The organism is Rhodomicrobium sp. Az07, from assembly GCF_018619475.1.
In the GTDB taxonomy this organism is placed as follows: domain Bacteria; phylum Pseudomonadota; class Alphaproteobacteria; order Rhizobiales; family Rhodomicrobiaceae; genus Rhodomicrobium.
This window is the reverse complement of the sequence record NZ_JAHFZG010000020.1, coordinates 1-19,750: the sequence shown is the minus strand read 5'-3', so window position 1 is coordinate 19,750 and position 19,750 is coordinate 1. Positions and strand designations below refer to the sequence as shown.

The window sequence follows — 19,750 nt, the reverse complement described above, 5'->3', positions numbered from 1 at the left end:
TGAGGCTATGGCCTGAGCGGCAGGTTCATGCCCTGCCGCCTTGGCCCGTTTCGGAGGCGCTACGCCCGGAGGGCGACGTCCTGCCCGGATTTGAGCTTTTCGATCTTCTCCTTGAGAAGGAGCTTACGGCGCTTTAGTTCGGAAACTTTCAACCCATCGACGAGAGGGCGAGCCATTTCAAGCTCGATCTGCCGCTGAATGGTCTGATGCTTCTCTTTGAGTTCGTCGATATGCGCAATAAGGCTCATTTCCGGCCTCCACTTTTGTTTAACCCTCCTATCGCAACTCCAATTTGTGGCGAAAAGATGACAAAATTACGAGCCAAATATGTCGCGGTTGCGAAGTCGCTGACGCGCAACCGGAAATCCTTTGCAAATTAGCGGCATATCTTAACAAAACCCTTTAAACCTCTGCAAAATCTCATGAGAATCTTTCCATTCCGTGTTACACGTACGGGATCGTGGAGATTGCGCTTTTTCGGAAATTCGGGATTCGTGCTATGATGAAATTCGTCAGCGATTTTTCGGGGCCGAGTATTTTTGGCGTCATCCCCGGGGGGTTCATGAACACTTCGGAAGACGGGGGCGTGCGCCAGAAGCTCGCCCAGCTCAGACAGGAACACCGCGATCTCGACGATGCGATCAAGGCGCTGGAGGGGGCTCCGGATCGCGATCAGCTGCGTCTTACCCGTCTCAAGAAGCGCAAGCTCTTTCTCAAGGACAAGATTGCGCAGTTCGAGGATCAGCTTCTCCCCGACATCATCGCCTGATTTGCAACTTCCATTGTGATTGTCCGTCGTCCGAGAAAAGCGGAGCGCGCTCCGGGGTTTGAGCACCAGCTCGCCGCAAAATCGGTTCCACCTTACCGATCATGCTTTCAGGCAGCGGCGGCTTTCACTGTCTCTGCGAGCTTCTTGAGAGTGAAGGGCTTCGGAAGGAAGATGAAATTCTCGTCGGCGCCAAGGTTCTTGCGGAACGCCTCTTCGGCGTAGCCTGACATGAAGACAATGCGAATGTCGGGATTGCGCTGACGCAGGTGGCGCAACAGGGTGGGGCCGTCCATCTCCGGCATCACCACGTCGCTCACCACGAGATCGACCTGCCCCTCATGCCTGTCCATGATTTCCAGAGCCTCGACGCCGCTCGCGGCTTCCAGCACGGTATAGCCGCGCGTGGCCAACGCGCGAGAGGCGAAGGAGCGCACGGCGTCTTCGTCCTCGACCAGCAAAACGGTTGCCTTGCCGGTGAGATCGACGGTCTGTTCCGGCGCCTCGGTGCGGGTTTCGAGCGTCTTCAGATCCAGTTCGGTTTCGACATAGCGCGGCAGGAAAATCCGAAACGACGACCCTTTTCCAATCTCGCTGTCGACGAGAATTGTGCCGCCCGTCTGCTTCACGATGCCGTAAACGGTCGACAATCCGAGGCCAGTCCCCTTGCCGACCTCTTTCGTCGAGAAGAAGGGGTCGAAAATCTTCTCCAGAATCTCCGGCTTGATGCCGGTGCCGGTATCCCGCACCTCCACCGTGACATACTCCCCACGCTCGACGCCGCGATCCTTGAGGAGAAGGGACTCGCGTTCACTCACATTGGCAGTGGAGATTGTGATATCGCCGCCGTCCGGCATCGCATCCCGCGCGTTCACCGCTAGGTTCATGATGACCTGGAAAAGCTGCCCCTCATCGGCCTTCACGAACCACAGGTCGCGACCGTGCTGCACCTTGGCCTTGACCTTTTCGCCGAGCGTTCGCCCCATCGTCGCCTGGAATTCCTCGATGACGTCGGTCAGTCGAAGCATCGCCGGGCGCAATGTCTGGCGACGCGAATAGGCGAGGATCTGCTTGACGAGTTCAGCCGCGCGGGTCGCATTGTTCTTGATGTTCATCAAGTCCTTGAACGCGGGGTCGGACGCGCGGAAGCGACGCAGAAGCAAGTCGGAAAAGCCTATGATGGCCGTCAGCAGATTGTTGAAATCATGCGCGATGCCGCCCGCAAGCTCACCCACGGCCTGAAGCTTCTGTCCTTGGGCGGCTTTTTCGTCGGTGAGCGCGCTGGCTACGGGTTCCGCGGCGGTAACGACAAGGTGGTTTCCATCCGCCGCCGGAAACATCACAAGCCGGATACGGCGGTTTATCGCGTCCTTTGGGGCGGCGTGAAGCTCGACCGGGGCGGGGTTCGCATCCGGCGCGGAGAGCAATGCGCCGATCTTTTCCTTCACCGTCTGCGCGGAGGATTCGGCCAGGAGCGAGGCCAGCGTCTTGCCATGAATGTCGATCTGCGATCCGTCCACGTTTTCGGCACCGAACATCTGACGGAAAGCGTCGTTGGCGCCGACGATGACACCTTTCGTGCTCAGGATTGCCATCGCTTCGGGGGCACAGGCGACAATCGTCTCGAAGGCCTCGTCGAGTCGTCCGGCTGCGGCGTCTGTCGGCGTCACGAGCCATACGCCGCCGCCATTGAGTGTGTCGGCCAGATGCAGCGAGGCCTGCCGGGTGAAACCCGTGGCGCTCACCACCTGAATCTGGATATTGCCACCGGCCTTCGCGATGACGTCACGAAGTCTCGCCCGGGTGAGCGGATTGCCGCGCCGCGTTCTGAAAAGCGACCAGGCCTCCCGGCCGATGGGCGAACCTCCCGCCAGTTTCTCGAACGCCTTGTTTGCGCTTTGCACGCTGAGATCCTTGCTGACCGTCAGCGCGGCAACCGGGAGCCTTTCGAGCAGATCGGGGGCGCGACGCTCGCCCGAGGCATCCTTCCGGAAATGCTCGATATGCCAGAGAAGAAGCTGCGCGCGGCTCCCTTGTTCGCCCAGGGGAGCTATCCCGAGCACCGCAGTTTCACCGCCCGCCACATTCGAAATAAGGATGGTCTCGGTGTGCTTTCTGCCCTCGCGTCCGGCGGTAAGGAGGCGGAAAACGGCAGCCGCCGTTTCGCGGTCTCGGTCGCCGAGCCGGGAGAGATTGTGATCGACGCCAAGCCCCCCGACGATGGCCATGAAGCTGTCGCTACAGCCTTGGATCACGCCCTTCCTGTTGGTGACGGCAATTGCGCCGGGAAGCGCCCGCAGAATATCGTGGGCTGCGTCGCCGGTCGTTACCTCGGAGGGCTTGAACTGTATCTGGCCGGTCGCGAACAGAACCCCGGCGGCGGCCCCGACGAACGCGAGAAGGGCAAGAGCCGCCTCACCCAGGCCCGCGAGAGACAGTGTCACGGCGGCGGCGGCGCCTGTGCCGACAGCTACGCTGCCCCAATGGGGAGTTTTCTGCGCCAAAGCCATCGACCGAGTTCTCATTCCGTCACCTCATCACCGGGCCCACCATGGAATGATTCGGCTTGCCTCAAGGCTCACACATGGAGCGTCACCGTCGCGCGCGAAGCGTTAAGAAAATCTTACCATGGATTGCGCCTCTAGCGGAGGCACTCCCGCGCTGACGCTTGCGAGGCAAACGCGTATTAGCTCGCCTCGCGGAACCGCTCCGCCGCCTGCAAATCCACGCTGACGAGCTGGCTGATGCCCTTCTCCTGCATGGTGACGCCGTAGAGCCGGTTCATGCGCGCCATGGTCATCGGGTGATGGGTGATCACGAGGAAGCGCGTCTCGGTGGAACGCGCCATCTCCTCCATCATGGTGCAGAACCGGTCGACGTTGGCGTCGTCGAGCGGCGCGTCCACCTCGTCGAGCACGCAGATCGGCGACGGGTTCGTGAGGAACACCGCGAAGATCAGCGCGAGCGCGGTCAGCGCCTTCTCGCCGCCAGAGAGCAGCGTGAGAACCTGCGGCTTCTTGCCGGGCGGGCGGCAGAAGATCTCAAGGCCGCTTTCCAGCGGATCGTCGCTTTCGATGAGCTGAAGCTCCGCCGCGCCGCCGCCGAACAACACCTGAAACAACCGCTCGAAATGCGCCTGCACGGTTTCGAAGGCTTCGAGCAGGCGCTTGCGGCCCTCCTTGTTGAGGCTCGCGATGCCCGTGCGCAGCTTGCCGATGGCTTCCTGAAGGTCGGAGCGCTCCTTCTCCATGCCGTCGAACTCGCCGCCGAGCGCCGCAGCCTCTTCTTCCGCGCGCAGGTTCACACCGCCGAGACGCTCGCGCTCCGCCTTGAGCTTCACGATCTGCTGTTCGATCTCCTGCGGCGGGGGCAGGGGCGCCCCGTCCTCAAGGCCAACCGCGCTCAAAATCTCGGGCGGCTGACATTCGAACGTGTCGCGGATCGCGTTGGCATATTCGGCGCGGCGCTCGCGAGCGGCCTCAAGGCGCGCTTCGATGCGGGCGCGCGTTTCGCGCGCGGAGGATAGACCCGACTGCGCGTCGCGAAGTGCGCGGTCGGCGTCGCGAAGGCTGTTCGTGGCGGCCGCGAGTTGATCCGCTGCGGCCTTGCGGGCGGTTTCGGCCTGCCCGATCTCGGTGAGAATCTTGTTGCGCCGGTCCGCAATCTTCGCCGGAAGCTCCTCGGCCTCGGCAAGTTCCGCCCGGATGCCATCGAGCCGTTCGGTGAGGCTGTCGATCTGCGCGTTTGCGCTCTTGGTGCGCTGGAGCCAGCGAAGCCGCTCCTCGCCGATCTGCTTGAGGCGGAAGGCGCGGGCGCGGATGTCGCGGTCGATGCCGTCGAGCGCGGCCTTGGCTTGTGTGTAAACGTCGCGCGCAGCGGCGGCGCGCTCCTTGAGCCGCGCCAACTCGGCTTCGGCCTGATCGACGGGCCGCGCCTCCTCAAGCGCGGCCTGCGCCTCCTCTCGCGCGGCTTCGGCCTCTTCGCGGGCATAGGCTGCGCGCTCGCGGGCCTCCTCGATATTGCGAAGCTTGTTCGCCTCTTCCATCGCGGCGCGCTCGGCCTGCGAGAAGGTCGCGCGCTTCTGCGCCAGTTGCGCCTGCGATGCGCGGACGGCCTCGCGAAGTCGCTTTTCGGCTGCCTGAGCCTCGGTGGCGGCATTCTGCGCGGCGAGCCGGTCGGCTTCCGCGCGATCGGCGGCTTCGCGCACCTCGTCGAGCTGCACTTCGAGCCCCGCGAGGCGGTTTCTCTCGGCGAGCCGCCGCGCGGCGGCGGACGGCGCATTGGCGGCCGACACGAACCCGTCCCAGCGCCAGAGATCGCCCTCGCGTGTCACGAGACGCTGGCCGACGGCGAGGCTCGCCTTCAGTCGCTCGCCATCCTCGCGGCTCGCCACGACGCCGATCTGTGCGAGGCGACGCGAAAGCTCCAGCGGCCCGCGCACGAAATTCGACAGCCGTTCCGCGCCATAAGGTAGCGCCGGATCGCCCCCCGCATCGCTGACAAGCGTCCAGCGCGTCGGCGATGTCTGATCGGCCGTCACGTCGAGGTCGTCGCCGAGCGCCGCGCCGAGCGCCACCTCATATCCCGGCGAAACAGAAATCTGGTCCACGATGGGCTTGAACCGGCCCGCGTCGGACGGCTTCAACAGCTTGATGAGCGTGGCCACCTCGGTTTCGAGGCTCCTCGCGCGAAGCCGCGCCGCGCCCGCCGCATCGCGTGTGTCCTTCTCGCGCAGCCGCGCAGCCGCGACGGCGTCTTCCGCTGCGACGATGTCGCCCTCGATGGCCTCGATCTGCGCTTCGAGCATGGCGACGTCTTCGCGCAAATCTTCCACCGGCGAGGCAGCCCCGGCCCGCGCGCGAAGCTCCGCCAACTGCCGCGAAAGCTCCGCCTCCTGCTGCGCGAAGCGGCCCGCGCGGCCGCCATGTTCGGCGATCTGCGCTTCGAGCTGGCGGCGCTCGGCGCGAAGCTCGGCCACCTTCGAAGTGAGCGCGTTGAGCGCCTCCTCCGCCTCGTTCAGCCCTTCCATCGCGTTTTCGGCGCGTGCCTCGGTCTCGGCGCGCGCCTCGGACCCGTCGCCAAGCGCGCGCAGGGCCTCCTCGTCGCGGTCGAATTTTTCGAGAAGCTCGCGCGCCTCCGCGATGGCGGCGTCCTCGCGCTCGGCGTCCGCCTGCACCTGCACGAGACGCGCGCGAAGCTCCGCCTCGCGCTCCTTCGCGCGGGCTTCCTCGCGGTCGAGCGTGTTGCGTTCCACCTCGATGCGATGCAGCACCGCCGCGCGCGTGGCTTCCTCGTCGCGCAAGGGCTGGAGCGCGTCCGCCGCCTCGGCCTGAAGCCGCAGGGCAGCCGCTTCAGCCTGCGTGAACTGTCCGACCGCGCGCAAGGCTTCGAGAAGCTGCGCCTCCTCGCTCTGAACAGCGGCGTTCGAAGCCGAATAATGCAGGTGATGCTGCATGGCTTCGAGCTTGCGAAGCTCGGTGGTCAATTCGCGATATTTCTGCGCCTGCCGCGCCTGTCGGCGCAAGCTCGCAAGCTGGTTGCCCAGTTGGCCGAGCACGTCTTTCAGGCGTTCGAGATTTGCCTCGGCGGCCTTCAGGCGAAGCTCGGCTTCATGGCGTCGCGTATAGAGGCCCGCGATGCCCGCCGCGTCTTCGAGGATGCGGCGGCGATCCTGCGGCTTCGCATTGATGAGCTGGCCGATGGTGCCTTGCTGAACCATGGCCTGGCTGCGGGCGCCGGTCGCTGCGTCTGCGAACAGGATCTGCACGTCCTTCGCGCGCACTTCCTTGCCGTTGACCTTGTAGACGGACCCTGCCTCGCGCTGGATGCGGCGCGAGATTTCGAGCACGTCTGCGTCGTTGAAGGCGGCGGGCGCGGTGCGCTTCGTGTTGTCCACGGCAACCATGACCTCGGCCATGTTGCGGGCCGGGCGCTTGTCGGTGCCGGCGAAGATGACGTCGTCCATCGCGGATGCGCGCATGGTCTTGTAGGACGTTTCGCCCATCACCCAGCGCAACGCTTCGAGCAGGTTCGACTTGCCGCAACCGTTCGGCCCGACGACGCCCGTGAGGCCGGGGCCTATCAGAAGCTCGGTCGGCTCCACGAAGGATTTAAAGCCAAGAAGCCTTAGCCGTGTGATCTGCACAAGTCTCGCCCTTCCGTTTCACCGCCCGGTCACGCCCGCCAGACCGCGACGCGAGCGGATCGCGTCAGGCCGGATTGGCGGAGCGCTGGGGCTGCTGCGTCGCCGGTGCGGCGGGATTCGCCAGCGCAGCCTCGATAACCGGCTGCATTTCCTCGAACGACACGGCACCCGCCAATTTCTTGCCGTTCACGAAGAATGTCGGCGTTCCCGAAACGCCAAAGCCCCTGCCCCGCTGTTTTACCAGGACCAACGCATCATTAATGCTTTGATTCGTGAGGCAGTCGTCAAATTTGTCCCGCTTTATTCCTGTGAACTTCACAGCATTGTAAATGTCGTCGGGCTTAACCTCCCGCGCAGCCCATGTCTGTTGCGCCGAAAGAAGCTTCTCCACGACCTTGAAATAGTCCTTCTGCGGCAGGCAGCGGCTCAGAACAGCGGTCGAAGCGGCGGCCTTGCCGATCGGATAATCGCGCAGGACGAGCTTCACCTTGCCCTTGTCGATATATGCCTTCTTCAGCTTCGGCAGCGTCTCGGCGTGAAACTTCGCGCTGTTCGTGCAGGTCAGCGAAAGATATTCCACGACGGTTACGGGCGCGTTCGCCTTGCCGATCACCTGATCGCCGAGCGGACCGGGCTCCGCGAGATCGGCCGCCGAAATCTGCTTTTCGGATTTCGGCTTGTCCGCGTCCACCTTCACGGGTTCTTCCGCGCCAAGCGACAGAGACGGAAGCGCGGGCATGGATGGCATGTCGGGCAACGAAACGCCGCCGGTGCAGCCGGCCAGAAGAGCCGCGAAAGATGCCGCGCCCACAAGACGCGCCACGTTGGAAAATGTCATCGGTCCCACCCGTACAACCAGGGCGCGCCTCCCTCCGGCGCGCTGCGGCCTCTATACAAGAAAAACGCCGCTTTCGCGGCGCCGTTGTCGCTTATTGCGTGCTGAGATAGGGCTTCATCGCTTCGGCGAATGCCTCGATCGTTGCCGCGCCGTCGAGCTTCTTCCCGTTGATGAAGAACGTCGGCGTCCCGCGCACGCCTTGTTTCTCGCCAAGTTCGCGGACGGCGAGCACCTTCTTCTGAAGGTCTTCGTTTGAAAGGCACTTGTTGAATTCGGCGTCGTTCAGCCCCGCCTGCTTCGCGTAAAGCTTGAGCGGCGTCAGCGCGTCCTGCTTGAACGCCCAATCGTCCATCTTCCTGAACAAAAGATCGTTGAACGCGAAGTAGCGGCTGGTATCGAGGCAGCGCGCAAGCACCGAGCCCGCAAACGCGGCGTCGTTGAGCGGGAACTCGCGCTGGATATAGCGAGCCTTGCCGGTATCGATGAACTGCTTCTTGAGTTCCGGCAGGACATCCTTGTGGAAGGTCGCGCAGTGCGGGCAGGAGAGCGACGAATACTCGATGATCGTGACGGGCGCATCGGCCTTGCCGAGCGCCATGTCCGGAAGGGCAGGCTGCGCCGCCGCGTCCTGCGCCGCGGCAGGGGAAACGAGGCGACCGCCGGTCAGAGAAGATAAGCCCAGCACCAGGGCCAAAGCCGCCAATGGGGCGAAGACTGCCAATTTCAGTTTCGAAGACACGAGCGCTTTCTCCCAAATGCAAATCCGCGTTCGCGATGTTTTGGAGCGTAGAACGATAAAATTCAAGCGCGACATCGCATGAGGCTGGGAGATAGCGATCAGAGACCGCGCGCCTTTCGCCCTTCGGCCATGCGGGCGAGCGCGGCGGCGAGACGATCCTGCGGTTGCGGAATTGCGGCTTGAGGTTCGGGCGTCGCGGAGGGCGTGCCGCTTGTCGATGCGGACGCAACCGGAGCGGAGGCGCCCGGCGATGAGGGCGCGGGCCGGGTCGGCGCGCGGCGAACCGGCTTCGCCACGATCGGCCCTTGCACGATCCGCAGCGCACTGACCGCGCGGAAGCCGAGCATGCTGTTGATCCGTTCCACCAGTTGCGGCGCGATATATTGAACGTCGAGCGCCTTCGCCGGATCGACCTTGAGATGCAGCACCGACGGCGGCGTGCGTCCGTCGAAGCCCGGCTGCGGCGCGCCCTTCGTCAGGCGCTCGGGCTTGGTGTGCGCCGAAAGACCAGCGCCCGCGATAGCGGGCCACTCCGCTAGAAGCTCGGCCATGACCGTGCCGCCCCGCGCAAGCGTCTTGCCTGCGACCGGCGCGATGAACCGTCCGACCGAAACCGGACCTTTGTAGGGAACCGCCGACGCACTCGCGCCGCTGCTCTTGCCGTGTTGATTTAAGATCGCCATAGCTTGGGCGATGGCTGATTCGAGGCATGACATGAAGGCGCGAAACGCCGGGTGCTCCCGTTCGATGTGCGGCTGATGCAGAAGAGGCACAGTATGCGGCCCCCGTTCGCCGCCGAGAGCTTCCGGCACGCGCTGCTTGGCTGGTACGACATCGCGCGGCGCGATCTGCCATGGCGGGCGAAGCCGGGCGAGCGCGCGGATCCCTATCGCGTCTGGCTGTCGGAGATCATGCTTCAGCAGACGACCGTGAAGGCTGTCGTCCCCTATTTCGAGGCATTCACGCGGCGCTGGCCAACCGTCGATGCACTGGCAGCCGCCACACGCGACGAGGTGCTCGCGGCCTGGGCGGGGCTCGGCTACTACTCCCGGGCGCGGAACCTTCACGCCTGCGCGCAAGTGCTCGCCGGAGGTGGCTTTCCGGCCGACGAGGAGGGCCTTCGCGCGCTGCCGGGCGTCGGCGCGTACACATCGGCGGCGATTGCGGCCATCGCCTTCGACCGACCCGCCGCTGTGGTCGATGGAAACGTCGAACGCGTCCTCGCGCGGGTGTTCGCGGTCGAGACGCCGCTTCCCGCCGCGAAGCCGGAACTGCGCAAGCTCGCCGCAGGGTTGACGCCCGCGTCGCGCCCCGGCGACTACGCGCAAGCCATGATGGACCTCGGCGCGGGCATTTGCAGCCCGCGTTCTCCCTCGTGTCTGGTCTGTCCGGTCCGGACTTTCTGCGCCGCGACCGCGACGGGCGAGGCGGAGCGTTTTCCATTGCGCGCGGCGAAAGCGGCGAGGCCGACGCGGCGCGGCGAGGCTTTCGTGATCGTGCGCGGCGGCTGCATCCTGCTTCGGCGCCGCGGGGACAAGGGCCTGCTCGGCGGCATGATGGAAGTGCCTACGTCCGAATGGGTGGATGCCGCCCAAGCCGATGCATCCGTTTCAGGCGTCGGGGCGCCTGCCAGGGTGGCATGGCGGAAGGCGCGCATCGTTCAGCACACATTCACGCATTTTCATCTGGAGCTTCGCGTTTTCGCGGCCGACGCGGACGCCGATGCCTCGGCCGCAGCGGCCTTTTCGGGCGAGTGGGCGCCGCTCGACAAACTCGCGGCTTTCGCCCTGCCTGCAATCATGAAGAAGGCGGTTGCGTCGGGCCTCGAAGCGCTTGGCCTCTCGCCGCCGAGTCAAGGCGGTTCCCGGCGCTAAAGCTATGAACTGTGCTTGTACTTGATCGAGCAGCCATAGGGCCGCGTGACCGGCGTCGCCACCGGCTTGCCCGCCGCAAGCTCGTCGAGCGCCGCGCGCACGTAGTTTTTCGCGGCCTTGACGTCGGACGTCATCGCGGTGGGCTTGTCGTCGATGCCGCCCATATAGACGAGCGTGCCGTCGCCGTTCACGATGAACATGTGCGGCGTCGTGCGTGCATCGTAAGCGCGGCCGACTTTGCCTTGCGGGTCGAGAAGCACGGCGGCGGGCGCGGCTCCGCGCTTTTCACTGAGCGTGTTCGCCTCCGCGCCCGAGACGGCGCCCTGCTCGCCCGACGCGGACGAGATGACCGACAGCCAGACGATACCCTTCGCAGCCGCGTCCTTCTGGAGGGCCTGCATGTTTTTCGTCGAATAGTGCTTCTGCACGTAGGGGCAGCCGTCGTTCGTCCATTCGAGCACGACCGTCTTGCCGCGATAGTCGGAGAGCTTCACCGTCTTGCCGTTGGAGTCGGTGGCCGAGAAGTCCGGCGCGGGCTTGCCGACTTCCGGCGCGGCGGTCGCGGCGACGGTCATCGCAGCGCTTGCGAACAGCACGGCCAAAGGTTTCAGGAAAGACATCGTCAGGCTCCCTTGTTCGAGGATGGACCGGCGATTTTCGCCTTCGTTTTCGTCTCGTCGAGGACGAGACCGACAGTCAGAATCTGGGGCAGCACGCGCGGTTCCTGTCCGCCGCCGGGATAGAACAGGTAGAGCGGCACGCCCGCGCGGCCGAATTTCTGCAACAGGTCGGTAATTTCGGGGTTTCGGCTCGTCCAGTCGCCGACGAGATAGATGATGCCGCGCTTCGCGAAGGCATCGGCGACCGCGTCGGATTTCAGCGCCACGCGTTCATTCACCTTGCAGGTGATGCACCAGGCGGCGGTCAGGTTCACGAACACGGGCTTGCCGTCGGCGACGAGGCCATCGAGGCGCGCCTTGGTGAAGGTCTCGCCCGAAAGCGCCGCCTTCTCCGAAGTCGCCGCCATGTTGACGCTTCCCGCCGTTTCCGCGAGCGACAGCGACACCGCGAAGGCCGCGACACCGAGCACGGGCGCGACGAGCTTCGTCCGAAGCGGCGCGTAGGCCGTCTTGCCCGCAAGCCAGGCCGCGAAGCCGACGGCGACGAAGGCAAGCGCCGCCGCCATCACGCCGTCGCTGCCCGTCTGGATCGACAGCACCCACACGAGCCACGCGGCGGTGGCATAAAGCGGGAAGGCGAGCACCTGCTTCAGCGTTTCCATCCACGCGCCGGGCTTCGGCAGCACGCGCTGGAGGCCGGGGCTGAGGCTCAGGAGCACGACCGGCGCCGCGAAGCCGAGGCCGAGGCCGAGCATGACGGCGGCGAGAACCGCCGTCGGCTGCGTCAGCGCGTAGCCGATGGCCGCGCCCATGAACGGGGCCGTGCAGGGCGTCGCTGCAACGGCAGCGAGGACGCCCGTGAAAAAGTAGCCCGCATTGCCGGGCTTTCGCGCCAGCGCGTCGCCCGCGTTCATAAGGCCGCCGCCGAAAGACACGACGCCGGAGAGGCTCAAGCCCATGACGAAGAACAGGATCGCCAGCGCCAGCACGAAGGCGGGAGACTGGAACTGGAAGCCCCAGCCGAAAGCGGCGCTTCCTTCGCGCAGGACGGCGAGGAGCGCGGCCAACGCAGCGAAGCACACCAGCACGCCGCCGAGATAGGCGAACCCCTGCTGCACGTGGCCGCCTTCCGACTTCTTCGCGAAGCCGAGGGCCTTGATCGCGAGCACGGGAAAGACGCATGGCATGAGGTTCAGCATCGCGCCGCCGATGAAAGCGAAGAGTATGGCGAGGCCGACACTCGAAACGCCGCCGTCGTTCACGGCAGGCGTATCTGCGCGCGGCGCGGCGATGCCGCCACCGGACGCGCCGCCTTCGACAAGCTTCGCGGGAGCGCCGAGCGCCGCGCCGTCCGGCCCGCGCGTCGCCGCGATCACATAGCCCTTGCGCTCGCCGCCCTTGGTGAGCGCCAGAACCCCTTCGAGCTTGTCCGGCGTCTCTTTCGTTTCGCCCTGCTTCAGGTCGAGCGTGAGCCTGCCGCCGTCGAGCGCCATTTTCTGTGGCGCGGAGTTGGACACAGCACCCCAGTCGAGGGGGAAGAAGCGCGCGTCCGTCGCGCCGTCGAGGATGGACGCATCAGCGCTAACCGTCAGCCGAAGATCGCCCTTCGCGGCGTCGACGGAGTAGGCAGCCGTACCGGGCAGCGGCACCGGAACCTTTGCGCGCGCCGTCGCGATGGCCGCCGCGTGGTCCGATGGCGCTCCGCCGCCTGCCGCCGCGACGGGCAGCGTAAGCCGGACGTCGCTTTCTTCAGGAACGCAGACGTCCTTGCAGACGAGATAATTCACCTTCGCGGCAAGCGTCACGCTGTCGCCCGCCACATCCTTCGGCGCGGCGATGTCGACGAGAAGCAGGAGTTCGCCCCTGTGGCCATAATCGACGAGCGGTGGCGTGGGGATGATATCGGGAAGCGGCCACTGGATTGGCCCGGCCTCGAAGCCTTGCGGCAGCGACCATGCGATGGTCGTCGGCTCGCCGGAATCGCCCGGATTGAGCCAGTAGGTGTGCCATTCCGGCTCGATCCGCTCGCGCACGGCGACTGTGATCGTTTCGCCGGGCACAACGGCGGTGTTCCCGGCAAGAAGATCGACTTCGACGTGTTTTCTCGGAGCGGCTTCCGCCGACGCGCCACCTGCAAGAAGGATGCACGCCAGGAAAAGCCCGCGCACGGATTTCGATACCCAGTTTGTCATTCACACCCGCTTGCAGTCTGGAAGGCTCACATAATGAGTGGCCTAGCCGGTCAGATAGTCTTCCATAACACGCAAGATCAAGGGGCGCGACCTCGGAAGGCTTGGGCGGAGCGGCTGAAAGAGCGCGTGTTCACGCTTTTCTGAAGCCCGTTGACACCGCCTGTCGCTTCCTTTCGGAAACCCCGGAAAGCGCCTCAAATTCGCCCCAAAAGACCCCAAACCGTCTCTTGATCAGGCGGGGTAGGAATTTTTGTATCCGGTCGTGAACGGACACCTTGTCGTGGCGCCGGCCGGTCGCATCTGACCTGTTCTGGAAATCCTTTCGCGCAACGGCAGATTGCTTTCAGGAGTACGGAATGGACCGTCGCACGTGGCTCAAGCTCGCCGCATCCACAGCCGCCGCTGCTGCGTTCCCGATGCCGTCGTTCGCGCAGATCAACCTCTCGCCCGATAGCCCGGACTCCTATCCTTTTTCGGAGGAGCTGCTTGATGCCTTCGCGCGGCGCCGCGCCGACGAGCCGTTCAAGCCGCCGGAAAAGAAGGTGGACGAAGCGCTCACGAATCTGACCTACGAACAGTACAACCGGGCCATCGTCTACAAGGACGATCAGGCCATCTGGCGCAACGATAACGCGCCTTTCCGTCTCGAACCTTACCACACCGCGGGCGCGATCTTCGCGTTTCCGGTCGAGCTGTTTCAGGTGGAGGCCGGACGAGCCACCAAGATACCCTATGCGGCGGATGCTTTCGAGTTCAACCCGCCGGCGAAGGCGCCCGCAACGCCCGCGCAGTCCGATTTTGCCGGGTTCCATGCGCAGGCGCAGATCGACCGCCTTGGCGTGTTTCGCGACTTCCTGCGGTTCCTCGGCGCAACGAACTTCCGCGCCATCGCGAGCGGTCAGGTCTTCGGGGTGTCGGCGCGCGCGCTTGCGATCAACACCGGGCAGACGGGCGGCGAAGATTTCCCCTTGTTCCGCTCGTTCTGGATCGAGAGGCCGCGCCCGGTCGATCAGTCGCTCGTCGTGCATGGGCTGTTCGACAGCTTAAGCGCGGTCGGCCGCTACAAGTTCACCGTGACGCCCGGCTTCGACACGATCATCGACACCGAGGCCACGATTTACCCGCGCCGCCGCATTGCCTATGCGGGCATCGCGCCCATCGCGAGCCGCTTCTTCTTCGGCCCCTCCGCCGCGCCGAAACGCCGGGATTTCCGCCCGCGCGTGCATGATTCGGAGGCGCTGGCGATCCTCAACGGCGCAGGCGAGCAGATCTGGCGTCCGCTTCTCAATCCCGAGCGGCTGCAATTCTCGGTCTTCGTCGACAAGGGCCCGCGAGGTTTCGGCCTCATCCAGAAGGAGCGCTCGTTCGCAGCCTATCAAGATACGGACGCGCAGTTCGAAAAGCGCCCGTCGCTCTGGATCGAGCCGGTCGGAGACTGGGGCGAAGGCTCCATCGACCTGATCGAACTTCCCGCGCCGGAAGAAGTCAACGAGAACATCGTCTGCTTCTGGCGGCCGAAGGACGGGCTCGGCCCCGGCATCGGCCATCGCTACCGCTACCGCATGCACTGGTGCTGGACGCCGCCTGTCGAGAACCGGCGCGCGACCGTGACGCAGACGCGCATAGGCGACACGAAGTCGGGCGAGATCGCTTTCATCGTCGATTTCGCGAACACGGAGCGCTGCGAGGGCTGCAATCCGTCGACAATCGCCACGCAGGTCACGGCCTCGGTCGGCGAGGTGCGCAATGCCCGCGTCGCTGCGGGACCGGAAGCGGGCATGCAGCGGCTGCGCTTCGAATATTCGCCATCGGGCAGCGATCCGGCCGATCTGCGCGCGCAACTGCTCGTCGACGGAAAGGCCGTTTCCGAAACCTGGATTTTCAGGTGGGCGCGCTGAGGCGTTACCCGACCTCATCGAGCATTTTTAAGACTCAGGCATTTGCGAGGCAGTGCACCATGGACAGACGGGATGTCCTGAAGCTTGGCGCTGGCTTTGCAGCCGCGCTCTATCTGGCTCGGCATGCGGATGTCGTCGGAGAGGCGCGCGCAGACGACGGCGAGCCGTTTTCCTTCGCGACGCTGATCGAGCGCGCGCGCCTGCTTTCGCTGTCGCCCTACGCGCCGCCCGCGGACACCATCCCGGCCAACTACAAGGATCTCAATTACGATCAGTATCGCGATATCCGCTTCAAGCGGGAGGAAGCGCTCTGGGCGAATGACAATCTCGGCTTCACGGCGGAGCTTTTCAGCGCGGGCTATCTCTACACGACGCCGATACAGATCTTCACGGTGGCGGGCGGCCGGGCGACCGAAATAAAATATAGCCCGGACTTTTTCGCATATGGGCAGAATGTGACGCCGCCGCCGGAGGGGACAGCGCCCGGCTTTTCGGGCTTCCGCATCCATACGCCCATCGACAAGGCGAACCAGATGGACGAGTTCGCCGTCTTCCAGGGCGCGAGCTATTTCCGGGCGAAAGCGCCGGGGCAAGGCTACGGCCTTTCGGCGCGCGGTCTTGCCATCGACACGGCGCTGCCGCCGCATGACGAGTTTCCGGTGTTCCGGGCGTTCTGGATCGTCCGCCCGCGCGCCGGCGCGGCCTCGGTCACAGTCTTCGCGCTTCTGGATAGCGAAAGCGTATCGGGCGCTTACAAGTTTGTTATCTCGGCGCGAGTTAATACCGTGATGGACGTGGATTGCACGCTCTTTCCTCGCAAGTCCATGACCTATGCAGGGATAGCGCCACTGACGAGCATGTTCTATTTCGCGCCAAGCACATCATATCAAGCAGACGAAGTACGTGACCGCGTCCACGATTCCGACGGGCTCGCGATCTGGAACGGCAAGGGCGAACATATCTGGCGGCCGCTCATCAATCCGCCGCGCGTGCAGTTCTCGGCGTTCGTCGACAACGCCATTCGCGGGTTCGGCCTCGTGCAGCGAGAGCGGCGCGGGGATCGCTACGAGGATTTCGAGGCTCATTACGAGCAGCGCCCAAGCCTCTGGGTCGAGCCGCGCGAAAGCTTCGGCCAAGGTTCGGTCGATCTCGTCGAACTACCGACAACAACCGAATATTTCGACAACATCGTCGCGTTCTGGCACCCGAAGGAGCCGCTCGCGGCGGGCGAAAGCTACGCCTACAAGTATCGCCTGACCTGGTGCGACGCTCCGCCGCTACGCATCAATTACGCTACCGTGGCACAGACGCTCGTCGGCGCATCGTTGCAGAACGCCGGACGGCGGCTGTTCAACATTGACTTTGCCGGAACCGAAGAGTTCAAGCTCTGCGATGACTCCGTCGAATTTTGCGGCGACAAGAGCCGTATCATGGAACTAACCGCGAGTGCAGGAACTATCTTGAACGCTATCATCCGGCGAAACCGGGTTTCCGGGGGCCATCGTGTCGCTTTCGAATATGAGCCCGCCGAGGGTTCGGTCGAGGCCGATTTGCGATGCGCGCTTGTTTCGGATGGCAAACCGATTTCCGAAGTCTGGATCTACCGGTGGACGGCCTGAGGTCAAGCATGCACGATACGCTTTCACCCGCCGAGACCCCCGCCGTACCGGCCTCGCGCGTTCAATCGGTGTTCGCGCCGCAAAGCCTCGAAAGTTTCGACCGCGCCACGCGCCGCAAGCCCCCGATGGACGTGCAGGCGCCCCTGCGCCGCTTCCTGGTTTTCGGCGCTGCGTTTGCGATCACGGCTTATCTGATCGTGCAGCTTTATCTCGTGTTGAGCGTGGGCAGCTTCGGCGGCCTTGGCGTTGCGCTGATGGTGCTGTTCTCGATCAACATCTTCTGGCTTTCGCTGTCGTTCATGACGGCGCTGGCCGGCTTTTTCGTCATCGCGACGGGAATGCGGCGCTCGCTCGTCAAACACGAGGATTACGACGCGAAGGCCCCGCTGACGGGCCGCACGGCGATCCTCGTCTGCACCTACAACGAGGCGCCCGCCCGCATCTTCGGCATGGCGGTCGCCACGCTGGACTCGGTCGCCAAGCTCGGGCAGGGCAAGAGCTTCGACCTGTTCATCCTGAGCGACACCACCGACCCCGACATATGGGTTCAAGAGGAAGCGGCGTTCCAGTCCGTCCGCGAGCGCGAGGCGTGCGGCCATCGGATCTTCTATCGCCGCCGCTCCCAGAATACCGGCAAGAAGGCAGGCAATGTCGCCGACTGGTGCCGCCGCTGGGGCGCTAACTACGAATACATGCTGGTGCTGGACGCCGACAGCCTGATGACGGGCGAGTCGGTGGCGAAGCTCGCGGCGATCATCGAGAAGAACCCGGATTTCGGCCTCGTGCAGACGGTGCCGCTTTCCATCGGCCGCAACACGCTGTTCGCGCGCCTGCAACAATTCGCGGGGCGGCTCTACGGGCCGATGCTGGCCACCGGCCTCGCGTTCTGGCATCGCGGCACGTCGAATTTCTGGGGGCACAACGCGATCATCCGCACGCGAGCCTTCATCGAGAGCGCCGGGCTTCCGATGCTGCCGGGCAAGCCGCCCTTCGGCGGGCAGATCCTCAGCCACGACTTCGTCGAAGCGGCGCTTCTGAACCGCGCGGGCTGGCGCGTCGTGATGGTGCCGGACCTCCCCGGTTCCTATGAAGAGATCCCGCCCGCGCTGATCGATTTCGCCATGCGCGACCGCCGCTGGGCGCAGGGCAATCTCCAGCACTCGCGCGTGATGTTCGCGGACGGCCTGCACTGGGTGAGCCGCGTGCATATGGCGATGGGCATCATGGCCTATGTGTCGGCGCTGGTGTGGTTTCTGTTCATCATCATAGCGCTCGCACTGACGCTGCAATCCATCTACACGTTGCCGCAATATTTCACGGACGACTTCTCGCTCTTCCCGAAATGGCCGATTCAGGACAGCGAGCGTTCGTTGCAACTTCTGATCCTGACGCTCGGCGTGCTGCTGCTGCCGAAGCTTTTCGCCTATGTGCTGGCGCTGATGGACAGCCGCCAGCGGAAGGGCTTCGGCGGGCCGTTTCTTCTCTTCATCGGCGTGCTGGTCGAGACGATTCTCTCGTCGCTTTTCGCGCACATCATGATGTTGCTCCAGTCGGGCGCCGTGGTGGACGTGTTCCGAGGCCGCGACAGCGGATGGAAACCCCAGCGCCGCGACGACGGTTCGCTCCCGTTCCGGGAAATCATGCAGTTCCACCGCCTGCACATGATCATCGGCATCGCGCTGGCGATCGGCACCTGGTATTCGTCAAAAATCCTGTTCCTCTGGATGCTGCCCGCGTCGCTCGGCCTCGTCTTTGCCGGTCCGCTGTCGTGGTGGTCGGCGCAGCGCTCGGCCGGCGAAGGATTCCGCCGCTTCGGGCTGCTTCAGATCGAGGAAGAGAAATCTCCGCCGCCAATCGCGGGCGAAGCGCATCGCGCGCAGGCCGAAGTTGAAAAGGCCGCATCCGAGCATGAGGCCATCACGCAACTTGTAAAGAGCCCGAAGCTTCGCCGTCTCCATCGCGAGTTGATTCAAATGCAACCGATCACGCTGGAGTCAAGAATTTCGCCGAATCTCGCCATTGGACGAGCTAAACTTGACGTTTCCGCAAATCTGGCTGGACTGCTGAACCTGCTGAAACCGGGTGAGAAGGCGGCTTTACTGTCCGACCCCGAAAGTCTCGCACGCCTCGAGGCATTTATTCCCGCCGAAATTCCGCCCGAAACACCCGTTCAATCATCTCCTCAGCCACTGGAGCAAACAACCTAGCGCGGGACGGTTCCGGCTTTTCGGAATTCTCCATGAGAGCTTCAAGTCCTCGGCTACGCGCTGGCTCCACGAAAGGGAACCGTCATGTCACCGAAAATGGTCATGCCGCTTCTCCTGACGAGTATAACGTCGTGCGTTATCGCGTTTGGAGATCCGGGCACCGCCGAAGCGCAAGTGCAGCTTGTGCAATTTCAGCCGCAAGGGCAGCAGGGCGACGACCAGAAAAAGAAGCCGCGCGATGAACAGCGCGGTCAGCAGCCCCAACGCGGCGGTCAGCAGGATCAGCAGCGCGGCGGCGGTCGATCGGAGCAACGTGGCGGCCCTAACCAGCGCGCGCAACAGCCGCAGGAGCCCCGCGGTGGCGGTCGATCGGAGCAACGTGGCGGCCCGAACCAGCGCGCGCAGCAGCCGCAGGATCCCCGCGGTGGCCAGCAGCAGCGCGGTGTCGGCAGCGGCCAGTTCCAGCGGACGCAGCCGGAGCCAGGCCAGAAGCCGCGTTTCGGCCAGCAGCAGGAACAGCGCGGGCAGACGCAGGATCGCGGTCGGCAGGAGTTTGAGCCGCGCAAGGTTCAGGAGCAGGGACGGCCGAAGCCGCAGCCCGACCAGAAGAAGGTGCAGGAGCAGGATCGGAGGCAACCCGGCCAGCCGCAAGGCGGGCGCTTCGGGCAGGGTACGCCCCAAGGTACACCGGGCAGCAGGAAGCCACAGGAGCAGGGACGGCCGAAGCCGCAGCCCGACCAACCGCAAGGCGGGCGCTTCGGGCAGGGTACGCCCCAAGGTACACCGGGCAGCAGGAAGCCACAGGAGCAGGGACGGCCGAAGCCGCAGCCCGACCAACCGCAAGGCGGGCGC

The 19,750-nt window shown here is 64.5% G+C and carries 14 protein-coding genes; 5 read left to right on the top strand and 9 right to left on the bottom strand.

The genetic code is table 11. From position 1 onward, the window contains the following. Window positions 1-59: 59 nt before the first annotated feature. Window positions 60-248 carry a YdcH family protein gene (locus tag KKP04_RS13485; protein WP_215032550.1) on the bottom strand — a complete coding sequence of 63 codons (189 nt, stop codon included), beginning with the start codon at window positions 246-248 and terminating at the stop codon, window positions 60-62. 314 nt (window positions 249-562) lie between these two features. Between KKP04_RS13485 and KKP04_RS13480 the strand changes: the two genes are divergently transcribed. Then, window positions 563-769: a YdcH family protein gene (locus KKP04_RS13480; RefSeq protein ID WP_215032546.1), complete on the top strand. Its 207-nt coding sequence runs from the start codon at window positions 563-565 to the stop codon at window positions 767-769. Between the two features lie 107 nt (window positions 770-876). On the opposite strand, the gene KKP04_RS15585 is transcribed toward KKP04_RS13480, so the two are convergent. The 5 genes from KKP04_RS15585 to KKP04_RS13455 all read right to left on the bottom strand — a co-directional run bounded on the left by KKP04_RS15585 (window position 877) and on the right by KKP04_RS13455 (window position 9,171). Further along, entirely contained in the window at window positions 877-3,291 is a 2,415-nt protein-coding gene (locus KKP04_RS15585; RefSeq protein WP_251134109.1) for an ATP-binding protein, read from the bottom strand. Window positions 3,292-3,452: 161 nt separating this feature from the next. After that, complete coding sequence (locus KKP04_RS13470) at window positions 3,453-6,911, bottom strand: AAA family ATPase (protein WP_215032543.1); 3,459 nt, start codon at window positions 6,909-6,911, stop codon at window positions 3,453-3,455. 64 nt (window positions 6,912-6,975) lie between these two features. After that, window positions 6,976-7,749: a DsbA family protein gene (locus KKP04_RS13465; RefSeq protein WP_215032540.1), complete on the bottom strand. Its 774-nt coding sequence runs from the start codon at window positions 7,747-7,749 to the stop codon at window positions 6,976-6,978. Between the two features lie 91 nt (window positions 7,750-7,840). Continuing rightward, window positions 7,841-8,488: a DsbA family protein gene (locus tag KKP04_RS13460; protein ID WP_371818807.1), complete on the bottom strand. Its 648-nt coding sequence runs from the start codon at window positions 8,486-8,488 to the stop codon at window positions 7,841-7,843. A 98-nt stretch (window positions 8,489-8,586) separates the two neighbouring features. Then, the gene (locus tag KKP04_RS13455) at window positions 8,587-9,171 is read right to left on the bottom strand and encodes a DUF721 domain-containing protein (protein ID WP_215032534.1); all 585 of its coding nucleotides are present in this window, start codon (window positions 9,169-9,171) and stop codon (window positions 8,587-8,589) included. 93 nt (window positions 9,172-9,264) lie between these two features. On the opposite strand from KKP04_RS13455, the gene mutY reads away from it, so the two are divergent. Continuing rightward, the gene (mutY, locus tag KKP04_RS13450) at window positions 9,265-10,362 is read left to right on the top strand and encodes an A/G-specific adenine glycosylase (protein WP_215032531.1); all 1,098 of its coding nucleotides are present in this window, start codon (window positions 9,265-9,267) and stop codon (window positions 10,360-10,362) included. Window positions 10,363-10,364: 2 nt separating this feature from the next. On the opposite strand, the gene KKP04_RS13445 is transcribed toward mutY, so the two are convergent. Together KKP04_RS13445 and KKP04_RS13440 are read right to left on the bottom strand one after the other, a co-directional pair. Further along, the gene (locus KKP04_RS13445; RefSeq protein ID WP_215032528.1) at window positions 10,365-10,982 is read right to left on the bottom strand and encodes a thioredoxin family protein; all 618 of its coding nucleotides are present in this window, start codon (window positions 10,980-10,982) and stop codon (window positions 10,365-10,367) included. A 2-nt stretch (window positions 10,983-10,984) separates the two neighbouring features. Further along, window positions 10,985-13,174: a protein-disulfide reductase DsbD gene (locus KKP04_RS13440; RefSeq protein ID WP_215032523.1), complete on the bottom strand. Its 2,190-nt coding sequence runs from the start codon at window positions 13,172-13,174 to the stop codon at window positions 10,985-10,987. 356 nt (window positions 13,175-13,530) lie between these two features. On the opposite strand from KKP04_RS13440, the gene KKP04_RS13435 reads away from it, so the two are divergent. From KKP04_RS13435 to mdoH, 3 genes are read left to right on the top strand one after another with little or no spacing between them, the layout of a single operon-like run. Then, window positions 13,531-15,072, top strand: a complete 1,542-nt coding sequence (locus KKP04_RS13435) for a glucan biosynthesis protein (RefSeq protein WP_215032508.1) — start codon at window positions 13,531-13,533, stop codon at window positions 15,070-15,072. 59 nt (window positions 15,073-15,131) lie between these two features. Continuing rightward, window positions 15,132-16,691: a glucan biosynthesis protein gene (locus KKP04_RS13430; protein ID WP_215032505.1), complete on the top strand. Its 1,560-nt coding sequence runs from the start codon at window positions 15,132-15,134 to the stop codon at window positions 16,689-16,691. A gap of 8 nt (window positions 16,692-16,699) precedes the next feature. After that, a complete protein-coding gene (gene mdoH, locus KKP04_RS13425) occupies window positions 16,700-18,898 on the top strand; it encodes a glucans biosynthesis glucosyltransferase MdoH (protein WP_215032502.1) in 2,199 nt (732 codons plus the stop codon). Window positions 18,899-18,985: 87 nt separating this feature from the next. On the opposite strand, the gene KKP04_RS13420 is transcribed toward mdoH, so the two are convergent. Next, window positions 18,986-19,750 (bottom strand): hypothetical protein (locus KKP04_RS13420; RefSeq protein ID WP_215032499.1); only part of this gene is annotated, 765 nt, incomplete at its 5' end.

What these genes read in the sequence shown, in the direction of transcription:
- KKP04_RS13485 (WP_215032550.1), bottom strand. Translation starts at nt 248, where the DNA reads ATGAGCCTTATTGCGCATATCGACGAACTCAAAGAGAAGCATCAGACC.
- KKP04_RS13480 (WP_215032546.1), top strand. Translation starts at nt 563, where the DNA reads ATGAACACTTCGGAAGACGGGGGCGTGCGCCAGAAGCTCGCCCAGCTC.
- KKP04_RS15585 (WP_251134109.1), bottom strand. Translation starts at nt 3,291, where the DNA reads ATGAGAACTCGGTCGATGGCTTTGGCGCAGAAAACTCCCCATTGGGGC.
- KKP04_RS13465 (WP_215032540.1), bottom strand. Translation starts at nt 7,749, where the DNA reads ATGACATTTTCCAACGTGGCGCGTCTTGTGGGCGCGGCATCTTTCGCG.
- KKP04_RS13455 (WP_215032534.1), bottom strand. Translation starts at nt 9,171, where the DNA reads ATGGCGATCTTAAATCAACACGGCAAGAGCAGCGGCGCGAGTGCGTCG.
- mutY (WP_215032531.1), top strand. Translation starts at nt 9,265, where the DNA reads ATGCGGCCCCCGTTCGCCGCCGAGAGCTTCCGGCACGCGCTGCTTGGC.
- KKP04_RS13445 (WP_215032528.1), bottom strand. Translation starts at nt 10,982, where the DNA reads ATGTCTTTCCTGAAACCTTTGGCCGTGCTGTTCGCAAGCGCTGCGATG.
- KKP04_RS13440 (WP_215032523.1), bottom strand. Translation starts at nt 13,174, where the DNA reads ATGACAAACTGGGTATCGAAATCCGTGCGCGGGCTTTTCCTGGCGTGC.
- KKP04_RS13435 (WP_215032508.1), top strand. Translation starts at nt 13,531, where the DNA reads ATGGACCGTCGCACGTGGCTCAAGCTCGCCGCATCCACAGCCGCCGCT.
- KKP04_RS13430 (WP_215032505.1), top strand. Translation starts at nt 15,132, where the DNA reads ATGGACAGACGGGATGTCCTGAAGCTTGGCGCTGGCTTTGCAGCCGCG.
- mdoH (WP_215032502.1), top strand. Translation starts at nt 16,700, where the DNA reads ATGCACGATACGCTTTCACCCGCCGAGACCCCCGCCGTACCGGCCTCG.